Source organism: Flavobacterium cerinum, from assembly GCF_004028155.1.
Lineage (GTDB): Bacteria > Bacteroidota > Bacteroidia > Flavobacteriales > Flavobacteriaceae > Flavobacterium > Flavobacterium cerinum.
Genome location: NZ_SBII01000012.1, coordinates 121,931 through 134,637 on the forward strand (window position 1 = coordinate 121,931; position 12,707 = coordinate 134,637).

Consider the following 12,707-nt stretch of genomic DNA (forward strand, 5'->3'; position numbering starts at 1 on the left):
ATTTAGACGTGCGAATGTATCTGCTCCAATGCCCAGATGTAATCTTCCTGATTATGAACAAAGTCGCGGTTAGACACATCGAGTATAAGGACGTTAAGTCCGCTTTGAGTTTTTATATAATCCAGATACCCCTGATTAATTTTATCAAGATAATCAGCTTCGATATCCTGTTCATAACTGCGCCCTCTTAGTTTTATATGTTCTAAAAGTGTTGCCGTAGTTTGGTACAGGTACACATACAGTCCCGGCCTGCGCATTTCGCCATACATGATATCAAACAGTTTTCTGTACAACGTATACTCATCATCTTCCAAAGTGACTTTAGAAAAAATCAGTGATTTGATAATATGATAATCGGCTACAACAAAATCGGATGCGGCATTAAATTGTGAAACATCATCAGTTAATTGCTGATACCTATCGGCTAAAAAAGACATCTCCAGCGAGAATGCATAACGTTGCGGGTCTTTATAAAACTGCGGTAGAAACGGATTATCGGCAAAACGTTCTAAAACGATCTTGCCATTAAAATCCTGTGCTATCTTTCCGGCAAGGCTGGTTTTACCTGCCCCTATGTTTCCTTCTATAGCAATATAGTTATGGCGCTGCGGTTTTAGTTCGTCTATGGGTGCCGGAAGCTGCAATACAAATTCGTACGCACTATTATCTGTACTATTAGCGATAAGCGTATGAATATCCTGCTTTAACACAGGGTGTACCCATGCCGAAGCCACATCACGCATTGGGATAAGTACAAAATTCCTTTCCTGCATCCGCGGATGCGGTACCAAAAGCTGTTCGTCATTAATAACTTCATTATTAAAAGCAATAATATCGATATCGATACTGCGCGAATGGTAACGTTCTGTAGTACTGCGTACTCTGCCACCTTCATGTTCTGCTTTTTGAAGTTCGGCAAGAAGTTCATGCGGATGTTTTTGGGTGTGCACCACGATACAGCAATTGTAAAAGTCTTCGCCATCAAATCCTACCGATGGATTCTCATACAATCCCGATACTTTTACTACCGTGGCAATGTGGCTATGGATATAATTGATGCATGACTGCAGGTTTTCAAGGCGATTGCCCATATTACTACCTAGTCCTAATATGGCTGTGTTTTGAAATTTCATAAGTGCAAAGTAACTAAAACATTCAATGCTCCTCTAAAATTAATGCTTAGTGTTAATAAATTTACAAGGAGGTATCAAAAAGCAATATCAAAAATCTATCTTAGCTTTTGTAACATATTGTATAGATATGCGACCTATTCTAAAAATAAAACCTATTTATCATGCAGTTTTTAAAAAATGTATTATCTACCCTGGTAGGACTGTTCCTATTTTGCTTTTTATTCTTTTTCCTAATCGTACTTATTGGAGTTGCTGCTGCAGGTAGCGGCAAAGAAGAGATAGTTGTGGTAAAAGACAACTCGGTTATTGAACTTGACATTGCAGGAGTAACGAATGACTACTCGGGAAAATTTAAATACAAGGATTTTGCAATGTTCGATTCTGAACCTAAAGACGGATTAATGGACATTATAAAAGCCATTGATTATGCAAAAAAAGATGAAAAAATAAAAGGTATCTCTATAACGAACAGCAGCAGTATGCTGGGTATTGCCCAAAATAAAGCGCTTCGTGATAAACTGGAAGATTTTAAAAAATCAGGAAAATTTGTTGTATCCTATTCAGATGGGTATTCGCAAAGTGACTACTACCTGAACTCGGTATCTGACACGATTTACCTGAATCCTGTAGGTGATCTTGATTTTAAAGGATTGTCATCCGAGGTAATGTTCTACAAAGACCTTCAGGAAAAAACAGGCATTACAATGGAGGTTATCCGCCATGGTAAATACAAAAGTGCTGTTGAGCCATTTTTAAGCAATGAAATGAGTCCTGCAAACAGAGAGCAGATAACTGCTTTATTAACTTCGGTTTGGAGCTCTGTAGTAACAGATATTTCTAAAAGCCGTAAAATACCCGTAGACAGTCTTAACAGCATAGCTGATAACCTTGGCGCACGTACACCGGAATTAGCGAAACAGGTAAAACTGATTGACAAAATAGGCTATGAAGATGAGTACCATGCCGGTATCAAAAAAGCGCTTAAAGTTAAAAAAGACGAAGATTATAACAGCGTAGCTATCCTTGATTATGTTAAAGCAACTGCTATGAACGACCTGCTTTCAAGCGCAGAAGACGAAATTGCAGTTATCTATGCCCAAGGTGAAATAAGAGGAGGAGAAGGTGATGTTAACATTATTGCAGAAGGTGCTATGAGAACGGCACTTAAAGCTGCACGTGACAATAAAAATGTAAAAGCGATTGTACTTAGGGTTGATTCTCCGGGTGGAAGCGCACTAACATCTGAACTGATATGGAGAGATATTGAACTGGCTAAAAAAGTAAAACCGGTAGTAGTTTCTATGGGTAACCTTGCAGCCTCTGGCGGATATTACATTTCATGTAACGCAAGCAGAATTTTTGCTGAACCTGGTACTATAACAGGATCTATTGGAGTATTTGGTGTACTGCCAAACTTCACGAAACTGTCTAACAACATTGGTATCCATACAGAGCAGGTAAGCACACACAAAAATGCATCAGGCTATAGTGTTTTCACTCCGTTAAAAGATGACACTAGGGCTATTATACAGCAAGGTGTAGAGAAAGTATACACAACATTTGTGAGCCGTGTAGCTGCAGGTAGAAAACTTAGTTTTGACCAGGTAGACGCTATTGCACAAGGCCGTGTATGGTCGGGTGCTGAAGCACTTAAAAACGGACTTGTAGACGAAATAGGCGGACTTGATGCTGCCATAAAATATGCTGCAAAATTAGGCAAGACTACAGATTATTCTACTAAGAACTATCCTGAATACGAAAAAGATTTTGGTAAAATCCTTGCACGTTTAGGTTTACCGTTTGCAAGCACTAAAGAAGAATTTATTAAAGAAGAACTGGGAGAGGAAAACTACCGTGTTATCCAACGCATCAGACGCGTAAGCCAGTTAAAAGGTACTCAGGTGATTATGCCATATGAAATAAACATAAGATAATCTTCGTTAACATTAATATTATATATCTTTAGAGGCAAAATTTAAAAATTCATTATGGTTAAGAAAGTTTTAAAGTGGACCGGAATATTTTTACTGGTTGTTATAATTGCTCTGGCAGCTGCCCCGTTTTTATTTAAAGATAAAATAAAGGCAATGGTTGTTAAGACAATTAATGAAAACATTGATGCTAACGTAGCGTTTGAAGACGTGAGCCTGAGCCTGTTTAAAAATTTTCCGAAAGCAAATGTTACTATTGAAAAACTAAGCATTATCAACAAGGCGCCTTTTGCCGGAGATACCTTAGTTTACATGGGTGAGATGAGCATAAAAATGTCTGTTAAAGAACTTTTTAATGATGAAGGCGAGCCAATGAATATTGAGTCGATACACACTAAAGATGGTGTAGTAAACATTCTTTTCAATAAAGACGGCATTGGCAACTTTGATATTGCACTTAAAAATAAGGAAGAAAAACCGGGCGAGGCTAAAGAAAGTAAACCTTTTGCACTGAATATGCAGAACTACAAAGTAGAAAACCTGCGTTTTCGTTATGCCGATGAGCGCTCTAAAATAAACATGGTTATAGACAGCCTTAACCATGAAGGTAAAGGAAACATGGCTGCGAACAAGCTGGATCTTGACACTAAAACCACTGCTAAGCTTACACTTACTATGGACAAGACCAACTACATGCGTAATGTAGCACTTAGCCTTGATGCAGTTTTAGGACTTGATCTTGACAAAAGCATTTATACTTTTAAGAACAACAAAGCACTTATCAACCAGCTACCATTGGAGTTTGACGGAAGTATTGCACTTCTTGAAGCCGGACAGCAGTTTGACCTTACTTTTAAAACACCTACCTCATCGTTTAAAAACTTTTTAGGCTTGGTGCCTGAAGCGTATTCCGGAAGTCTTTCATCCGTAAAAACCGAAGGTGATTTTACTATAAATGGTAAAGTGAATGGATTGGTTAGTGATACTACCGTTCCTAAATTCAATATCGCGATCGCTTCTAACAATGCATCGTTTAAATACCCTGACTTACCTAAATCGGTACAAAATATTGTTATCGACACAAAGATCATTAATGAAACCGGCTTACTTAATGACACGTATGTTAACCTGGACAAACTGTCTTTCAGGATCGATCAGGATGTTTTTGAGGCAAAAGCTAATATCAGGAACATTGTAGAAAATGCATTGGTTGACGCCAAGCTTAAAGGTACAATTAACCTTAGTAATGTTTACAAAGCGTATCCTGTAAAATCGGACATTCCATTATCGGGTATTCTGAAAGCTGATGTTGAAACGAAATTCGATATGAAATCGGTTGAATTAAGCCAGTATGAAAAAATACAGAACAATGGTGTTATCAGCCTTAGCGGCTTTACCTATGCTGGTGAAGGACTGGCTAAGCCAATAAAAATAAACCAGGCAAGCGTACAGTTTAACCCTAGCCGTATTACACTTAATAAGTTTGATGCCGTAACAGGAGGATCAGACATTGCCCTTACAGGTACACTGGATAACTTCTACGGATTTATATTCAGGAACCAAACCCTTAAAGGTAACTTTAACCTGAGTTCAAATAAGCTTTTAGTAGCCGACTTTATGGCTCCTCCGGCTCCGGCTGCTGCCAAAACTGCCGAGAAAGAAGGTGAAACTAAACCTGCTCCTAAGAAATCAACAGCATCTGAAGCAGTTAAAATTCCTGCCTTTCTGGACTGTACTATTACTGCAAAAGCAAATACTGTTGTTTATGACAACCTGAACCTTAAAGATGTTTCGGGTAAAATGATAATTAAAGATGAAGCAGTAACACTTCAAGGCGTTAAGACATCTATATTTGGAGGTACTATTGGTATGAACGGAAATGTTTCTACAAAAGGCGCTGTCCCTAAATTCAATGTAGATCTTTCTCTTGCTAATGTAGACATCACACAGTCGTTTACACAGCTGGAAATGCTTAAGTCTATCGCTCCTATCGCAGGTATCATTACAGGTAAATTGAACTCGACCATTAAAGTAGGCGGTAACCTGGATGCTAAAGAAATGACACCGGACCTTAATTCTCTATCAGGTGATTTACTAGGCCAGTTGGCACAAACGGTTATTAACCCGGAGAACTCTAAAGTACTTAGTGCACTAACATCAAATATCAAATTCTTAGACCCTAAGAAAATAGATCTTAACAAAAAAGTAAACCTTTCTTTTGAGAACGGCAAAGTTATTATAAAACCTATCGATCTTAAATATCAGGATATAGGTATCGTTTTAAGCGGCACACATGGATTTGACCAAACAATGGCTTATAATGTAGCTTTTGATGTTCCTGCTAAATACCTGGGAAGTGATGTAACAAAGCTTATGAGTTCGCTTAAAGGTGTAGATCCAAGCAAAATAAGCGTTCCGGTTAATGCAGTACTTACTGGTAATTTTAAAAATCCTAAAGTGAGTACTGACTTAGGAAAATCGGTTACTAACCTAACTACGCAGCTGGTGAATCAGCAAAAAGACATGTATATCAATGAAGCTAAAAATAAAGGAGCCGATGCTATAAATAAGTTACTTGGCGGAAAAGGCAACGCAACAGCTACTGATACTACCAAAACCAACGTGCCAAAAACCAATGCTGAAGTTAAAAAACAAGCAGAGGATAAAGTAAAAGAAGGTGCAGGAAAACTTATAAATAACCTGTTTAAAAAGAAAGAGAAAAAAGAGTAGTTATAATTCTCGACCCAATAATTCTCTCAATATAAAAAGAGGGCTGATAAATATTTATCAGCCCTCTTTTTATATTTATAACTTAAGAAATTAAGTCCTAAGACAATTTAAACGTTGATCTGGACCACGAAACCTTCATAAGAACGCACGTTAAAAACGGTGCCGTCCTGAAATATTAGATACTGCCCTTTAACTCCCATTAGTTTTCCGCTATAGGTTGGTGTTGTAGAAAGGTTAAGGCTGCTTATTTTTTTAGGATATTCTAGTACAGGATACTCTAATGTATAAAGTTTCTCCGGTGTTGTTTCAAAATAAGGAAGCACCTCTTCCGGCAATAATGATTTGGTTTCATTACGTCTTTGAATTAGGTCTATGTTAGCAATATCATTAACCAGCATTTTTTTCCAGTTGATCTTATCGGAGAAATGGCTTTTAAGTGCTACCTCGGTTATTCCGGCAAGATAGCGGTTAGGCACTTCTACTAAGGGTATAGCAAACGAAGCACCCTGGTCTATCCAACGGGTAGGCACCTGTGTTTTTCGGGTCACCCCTACTTTCATATCGCTTGACGCAGCAAGATAAACAATGTGCGGCTGCAACTGTACTTTCTCTTCAAAAGCCAGGTCACGATCGGCAATACCCAAATGAGCGGTGCTTAATTCAGGTCTCATGATCCAGTCGCCTGCCGATGGGGAGCTATAAAAACAATCATAGCAAAAGCCCATTCGATATATTTTCTTTTTTTTACCACAGTTTAAACAGCGAAAACCCATGAAATTAATCTCTAAGTCTTTACCTAACAGCTGGTTCATATTTAAAAAGCTGTCATCAAACACCAGATAATACTGTATAGGACTTCCGGCCTCGGTTTGCATTTTTGTCAGTACACCTTCGTATTGCATGGAAAATTTAGTATTTTTATGGCATAAAGATACTAAAATATGGCATTGCCAATTATCAATTCAATTGCTTCGTGGATACTTAAGAAGAGAATTCATCAAATAGAATTGTTCCTGAAATACCCTAATGAAGTTCAGGAAGAGTTGCTAATGAGTCTGATCCGAATGTCGGAAGGCACTGCTATAGGCAGAAAGTATGATTTTGCTTCGGTAAAAAATTATACTTCTTTTTCTGAGCGGATGCCTGTTTCTACCTACGAAGACATTGAACCTCTTATTGAACAGACCCGAAGAGGCGAACAAAACGTTTTTTGGTCGACCCCTATAAAATGGTTTGCCAAGTCCAGTGGTACTACTAATGCGAAAAGCAAATTTATACCTGTAAGTGCAGAAGCCCTTGAAGACTGTCATTATAAAGCCGCAAAAGACCTGCTGTGCCTGTATCTTAACAATAATGAGGACTCACAGTTGTTTACCGGCAAATCGCTTCGCCTGGGAGGCAGCAAACAGCTCTATGAAGACAATAACTCTTTCTTTGGCGACCTTTCGGCCATCCTGATAGACAATATGCCTATATGGGCCGAATTTAGCAGCACACCAAGCAACAAAGTATCGCTAATGAGCGAATGGGAAAGCAAACTGGCGGCTATTGTAAAAGAAACCGTAAACGAGAATGTGACCAGCTTTGCCGGAGTACCGTCCTGGATGCTTGTGCTTATGAACCGTATACTCGAAGAAACAGGAAAGAGCAGCCTTCTTGAAATATGGCCTAACCTGGAAGTATATTTTCACGGCGGCGTGAGCTTTGAGCCCTATCGCGAACAATACAAAAAGATTTTACCAAAAGACGATTTTCGTTTCTACGAAATATACAATGCCTCTGAAGGCTTTTTTGCCATTCAGGATTCCAATGACAGCAACGAACTGCTACTGATGCTCGATTATGGTATTTTCTATGAATTCATCCCTATGGATACCTTTGGAACACTGAACCAGAGAGTTATCCGTCTGGCGGAAGTACAATTGAATAAAAACTATGCGGTAGTGATCACGACCAATTCCGGTTTATGGCGATACCTTATAGGTGATACCGTTCGTTTTACGTCTATCAACCCGTACCGAATTAAAGTTACCGGAAGAACCAAACATCATATCAATGTTTTTGGAGAAGAGCTTATGGTAGAAAACACTGATAATGCAATTGCAAAAGCCTGCCAGATAACCGGTCACGAAGTAATCGATTATACTGTAGCTCCTGTATTTATGGAAGGCCGCGAAAAAGGCGCCCATGAATGGATCATTGAATTCAAGAACCCACCGCAGGATGCAGAACACTTTAGAAAAGTTCTGGATGAAACGCTGCAATCGCTCAATTCTGACTATGAAGCCAAGCGATACAATAACATGACCCTTAATCCGTTAGTGTTAAATATAGCCCGCCCAAAACTTTTTTACGACTGGCTTAAAGAACAGGACAAGCTGGGAGGCCAACACAAGATACCACGCCTTTCTAACGAACGCCATTACCTTGAACAGCTAAAAGCCATGCAGGATACGTATTCTGCCGATATGGTTTAAAAACCGGTACTATCTTTGTGCTATTAAATGAAAAGGATACAAATGAAAAGGAAATACATTTTAACGATAGGGGCAGCACTGCTATTACTTACTGCCTGTGGCCCAAAAAGGCACAGCTGTTATGGCAAACGCCGCTGCATAAGTGATACTGAAAAGGCAGTGCCCTTAAAACAGGAAACACCAAAACGTAACGCATAAAAAACCATCGGATTGTCCGATGGTTTTTTGTTTATACTAAAAGGAATATTTAATTACTTAACAATGAAATATCGACCGTTTTGACTATTGCTTCAAAATCGGCCATTAGAGATGTTTTCACTGTAGCATTCTTAGGGTTTTCTATGTATCTGTCGCTATTGTAGTTCCAAAGGTACATTGCTTCCTCTATATTGTTCCTGTCGTTAGATGACATAGGCAGTTTATTGATCTGGTTATAAATATCGTTACGCAGCTGGGTTAAAACCTCAGTATCATTCGTTGTAAGAAACTCCGCAATCATCTTATTCAACTGTGCTTTTTTCTCCGATTTTGTCATAACTCATTGTTTTAGTTATGTAAGGTACGACAATAACAATTGAGTCAGAATTAAATAAAAGAAAACCAACAAGTTAAAGAACATAAATAAGTAGTTCCCGATTAACTACAACAGAAGTTATAGAGTAAATCTTTATTTCCACCAATTTTGAGGAGAATCAATTTTCCAATTATTATTAGTTGATTGCCATCCATTATTTTGATATTTCACGTTAGGAATAAAATCTCCCACTGCAGAGGTTACATTTAAGTCGGTACTTAAGGGTACAAAATCGGCACCCCAATGTGCCGGCTTGCTTTTCTTTGTTTTATAATCAGTCCAAACACCTACAAATCCATTATTACAATTGGTATCCGGTTCGTCACCATCATCAGGATATTCTAAGATATCATTTTTATTAATAGCATAATATGTCTTTAAAACGCCTTTAAAATATCCTGAATGAGATTGCGCAGACTTTTCATAAAAAATACAATTTGCAACAATGTACCCTTCGCTTTTGTAGTTTGCACTAATGTTTTCTTTTTGCTTGTAATTTTGGATAAGTTCAATCTTACCCTGAAATTCACAAATGTTATTTTTTACTTTTGATTTGCCGTAAACAAAATATACATTTTGATTTTCATTATCCTGAATTATTGAAATATACCTAATGCTGAGCCTTTGATAATTTTCGCCAATAATCCCAAGGACCGGATACTTATTATCCTGCCAGATTTTAGCAAAATCATAGGCCTTAAGATTTTCTACTAAATCAATTTTATATTCCGAACCTTCGCTGTCTTCACTTTGAGACACCCACTCTTTGCTTTTCCCTGCATTATAAACCTGCGCAAAAACAGTTTTAGTAAACACGAGGAAAACAGCTATAATCAGAATCGTATTTTTCATGTAAGTTTTGTTTGTGAAGACCATTTTTTTGGTACATGCAATACCAATAGGAAACATCGTTTCGTTTAACTGGAATACATTTTATTAATTTAGATTTTAAATTCTAATAGCTCTCCGGGCAATCCGTCAAAATCTATAAACTCTTTAGAAACAAAACCGTTATTGATCAGTATTTTTCGGGAAGCCAGGTTCTTTGGATCTATAATGGCATTCAATTTATTAATTGAGGTTTGAGCTACTGCCATTTCGAGTAATTCTTTTGCAACTGCACTACCAATTCCCTTTCCCCAGTATTGAGGCAGGATCATATAACCAATCTCAGCTTCGTTACTATCTTTATCTTTAATTTCCAGTTTTGCCAAACCAATAAATTCATTTGATATGACATCTAATATTTTGAAACTACCAAAATTAGAAGCAATTGAATTATTCTCAAGTAATTCCTGATAATCTTTTTTAGCTTCACCGAACTGGATCGATCTTTCGGTGATCATCTCCATGACTTGTTCGTTATTCACCAATTGAAAATAATTAGGAAAGTCGATATCTGTGAATTTTTGTAGTTTTATAACTGTACCCAATCGTGTTTTATTTTAGCTAAAGTATTCGTCAGCCAACTTATATGCCTGACGAATACCATTCGATCCATTATTTTAAAAATTTATTTTTTCCTTCCTACAAACCGTATCACAGACCCTTCCCCGTTATGATAAATCCCTTCATTAAGATGGATGACTGTTTCTTTTAATTCTATGATCTCATAGTTATTAAAATCGGCCTCGATCTCTTCGATCGAGAATAAGGATTCAATATCCTTTGGGCCGCCTACTTTTTCATTCTTTGCCAAGTAATCTAAATGATTTTTACTAAAAGCTTCGAAGATAAGTATTCCGCCCTTACGCAAGTATTTGTCAAGCGCTTTGTGAAGCTGTGACTTAATATTTGCAGGAAAGTGGGCATAGATCAATGCAATAGCATCAAATTGCCCTTCCTGATAGTTTAGCGCCTGTAATTCTCCTATTTGGTAGTCTATGCCCACCTTGTTTTTTTCAGCAAGCTGTAAGGCTTTTTTCAGCCCTTCATTACTTATATCAAAAGCTGAAACCGTCCAACCGTGTTTCGCTGCAAAAACAGCATTGCGCCCTTCGCCTTCGGCAGGGAAAAGTATTTTTCCAGCATCTAATTTTGTTAATTGTTCTTTTAAATAATTATTAGGCTCTTCTCCATAAGCAAATTCTTCGCCAGCATATCTGTCATTCCATCTGTTTGTCCAAACATCTGTCATTTCTTTTTAAAATTTATCTATGTTATAATCTATCCGGGATCCATTTTGGACTCTATCAAATATAAAAAATAAAACCTGCAGGATCATAGAGATCTTACAGGTTTATGTATTAAAACTTATCTTTTATTTTATTTATTGAAGCTTTTTATTCACTATCATTTCGATGTCTTTTATTGTGCCTACAGGTGCAATCTTTACAGATTTATTGCCTTTTGACATATAAAAATAATACACACTGTTTGACCCAATTATATAGATATCTTCCGATTCTCCACTGTTATAATTCAACTTATAGTCATATTTCAATTTGTCGTTCTTTATCCTTCGAGAAACATCCCAGCCTCCGGCAACTCCAAATCCAAGAAAAAAAGACAACAGCATTATTGAAAGCGTTTTAATTGAAACAAGTACAAAATAATTCTTCACTTCCTCTTCTGAGGCATCTTTTTTAATTTTGTGTAGTTCAAATGTTTTTATTGTCCATTTTTTATGTCTATTCTTAGATAAAATTGATGGCAGGTAAAAATGAAATATAAACATCGTAACCACCGCTATCAGCACTATCGGATGTGAAGTCAATGTAGCTATAGGACTTATTAAAATATCCATGATCGATGAATACATTAAAATATTTATACCTACCTGATGGAAGAATACACTTTCTTTTATTATACCTAAAATTACCAGGAAAAGATAGCCCAGCGGAAGTAAAGTTTGTAATTTCTCTATAGATTTCATTCAGGGGTGAGGGTTATAAATACTGTATATATTCAATTAATTTGACTTGCGTGATTTTATCTCGGCATTAACCTGACTTAAACCAATTATCCCAGGTAAAAGTGTCATGAAACCAGCCGGCATAATTGCAAGTAAACCAAATTTTTTGCTCTGAAAAACAAGATAAATAAGAATAGAAAATGCTATTACCATTACTATCCCAAAACCAATTGTGGCTCCCTGTAATGTTTTTTTCCTTTTATATAATTCTTCTAAGGTTAATCCGGATAGTTTGTTGTTTTTCATAAAACTTGTGTTGGTTGGTTTTCATACATACACAATTCAATGTACATGTGTTGTCAAATATATAAAATTATGAAAAGAACACCATTCTTTTTGATATATCCAAACCCTTGAGATCTTTCCTAATAAGGATAATTACATTTTTAATAATGCAATTATTCTAATGAAGATCAAATTGACAAATGGATTATTAAATATATCAGTGTTTAGCATATAGAAAAAGTATTCATATAAAACCTTTTACAATCTCTCCAGTAATTTTTTCTTTTGTTCTGTGAATTCCTCTTCCGTTAATAGTCCAAGTTCTTTTATCCTGCCTAAACTTTCTAACTGATCTAAAACACTTGATTCCGAAGTAAATTCTGAATTTGCTGCTGCTTTTGGCTGCGAAAATTTGTCGCTCACAGGTTCTGAAAATTCTCTTGTAAAAGACATTGTATAATTTACCGAATTTCCCTGCAGCACATTCCTGACATCAGTCAGAATCTGATATTTTAGATTGAATGCTACTTTAGGATTAGCATCATTTATTTTTCTAAAACAGGGTGAACAAACGGCATTACCATCGCCCAGCTTCCCTTTACCAAATATAGGTTTATTCATAAAACCCAATTCTACCGAACAAAGACAACAATTTGCCATATTTATAATTATTCTTTATTTATCAAATATATAAAATAAATTTATCCGCTAAGATTATACTTA

13 protein-coding genes and 1 pseudogene are annotated in these 12,707 nt (G+C 36.7%); 4 read left to right on the forward strand and 10 right to left on the reverse strand.

Going from position 1 to position 12,707, the window contains the following annotated elements:
- Positions 1-2: 2 nt before the first annotated feature.
- The gene (gene folK, locus EPI11_RS15755) at positions 3-1,133 is read right to left on the reverse strand and encodes a 2-amino-4-hydroxy-6-hydroxymethyldihydropteridine diphosphokinase (RefSeq protein ID WP_128390943.1); all 1,131 of its coding nucleotides are present in this window, start codon (positions 1,131-1,133) and stop codon (positions 3-5) included.
- A 161-nt stretch (positions 1,134-1,294) separates the two neighbouring features.
- Here folK and sppA point away from each other — a divergent pair, with 161 nt between their 5' ends.
- Positions 1,295-3,067 (forward strand): signal peptide peptidase SppA, encoded by a 1,773-nt coding sequence (gene sppA, locus EPI11_RS15760; RefSeq protein ID WP_128390944.1) that lies wholly within the window; start codon positions 1,295-1,297, stop codon positions 3,065-3,067.
- Here the strand turns inward: sppA and EPI11_RS19285 are convergent.
- A pseudogene (locus EPI11_RS19285) lies at positions 3,061-3,105 on the reverse strand (hypothetical protein); the annotation flags it as partial. The gene sppA and the pseudogene EPI11_RS19285 overlap by 7 nt on opposite strands.
- 16 nt (positions 3,106-3,121) lie before the next feature.
- On the opposite strand from EPI11_RS19285, the gene EPI11_RS15770 reads away from it, so the two are divergent.
- A complete protein-coding gene (locus tag EPI11_RS15770) occupies positions 3,122-5,794 on the forward strand; it encodes an AsmA-like C-terminal region-containing protein (RefSeq protein WP_128390945.1) in 2,673 nt (890 codons plus the stop codon).
- Between the two features lie 107 nt (positions 5,795-5,901).
- On the opposite strand, the gene EPI11_RS15775 is transcribed toward EPI11_RS15770, so the two are convergent.
- The gene (locus EPI11_RS15775; protein ID WP_128390946.1) at positions 5,902-6,696 is read right to left on the reverse strand and encodes a DUF2797 domain-containing protein; all 795 of its coding nucleotides are present in this window, start codon (positions 6,694-6,696) and stop codon (positions 5,902-5,904) included.
- Positions 6,697-6,735: 39 nt separating this feature from the next.
- Here EPI11_RS15775 and EPI11_RS15780 point away from each other — a divergent pair, with 39 nt between their 5' ends.
- Together EPI11_RS15780 and EPI11_RS19015 are read left to right on the forward strand one after the other, a co-directional pair.
- Positions 6,736-8,271: a GH3 auxin-responsive promoter family protein gene (locus tag EPI11_RS15780; protein WP_128390947.1), complete on the forward strand. Its 1,536-nt coding sequence runs from the start codon at positions 6,736-6,738 to the stop codon at positions 8,269-8,271.
- Between the two features lie 42 nt (positions 8,272-8,313).
- Positions 8,314-8,469: a hypothetical protein gene (locus tag EPI11_RS19015; RefSeq protein ID WP_164879186.1), complete on the forward strand. Its 156-nt coding sequence runs from the start codon at positions 8,314-8,316 to the stop codon at positions 8,467-8,469.
- A 49-nt stretch (positions 8,470-8,518) separates the two neighbouring features.
- Here EPI11_RS19015 and EPI11_RS15785 read toward each other — a convergent pair whose 3' ends face one another.
- From EPI11_RS15785 to EPI11_RS15815, 7 genes are all read right to left on the reverse strand, one after another.
- Positions 8,519-8,806, reverse strand: coding sequence for a hypothetical protein (locus EPI11_RS15785; RefSeq protein WP_128390948.1), 288 nt, complete (start codon positions 8,804-8,806; stop codon positions 8,519-8,521).
- A 132-nt stretch (positions 8,807-8,938) separates the two neighbouring features.
- Positions 8,939-9,697, reverse strand: coding sequence for a hypothetical protein (locus tag EPI11_RS15790; protein ID WP_128390949.1), 759 nt, complete (start codon positions 9,695-9,697; stop codon positions 8,939-8,941).
- Positions 9,698-9,786: 89 nt separating this feature from the next.
- Positions 9,787-10,278 (reverse strand): GNAT family N-acetyltransferase, encoded by a 492-nt coding sequence (locus EPI11_RS15795; protein WP_241657647.1) that lies wholly within the window; start codon positions 10,276-10,278, stop codon positions 9,787-9,789.
- An 80-nt stretch (positions 10,279-10,358) separates the two neighbouring features.
- Positions 10,359-10,982, reverse strand: coding sequence for a class I SAM-dependent methyltransferase (locus tag EPI11_RS15800; protein WP_128390950.1), 624 nt, complete (start codon positions 10,980-10,982; stop codon positions 10,359-10,361).
- 132 nt (positions 10,983-11,114) lie between these two features.
- Positions 11,115-11,720, reverse strand: coding sequence for a hypothetical protein (locus EPI11_RS15805; RefSeq protein WP_128390951.1), 606 nt, complete (start codon positions 11,718-11,720; stop codon positions 11,115-11,117).
- A 36-nt stretch (positions 11,721-11,756) separates the two neighbouring features.
- On the reverse strand, positions 11,757-12,005 hold the full coding sequence (locus EPI11_RS15810) for a hypothetical protein (RefSeq protein ID WP_128390952.1): 249 nt from the start codon (positions 12,003-12,005) through the stop codon (positions 11,757-11,759).
- Positions 12,006-12,242: 237 nt separating this feature from the next.
- The gene (locus EPI11_RS15815) at positions 12,243-12,605 is read right to left on the reverse strand and encodes an SHOCT domain-containing protein (protein ID WP_128390953.1); all 363 of its coding nucleotides are present in this window, start codon (positions 12,603-12,605) and stop codon (positions 12,243-12,245) included.
- Positions 12,606-12,707 lie beyond the last annotated feature (102 nt).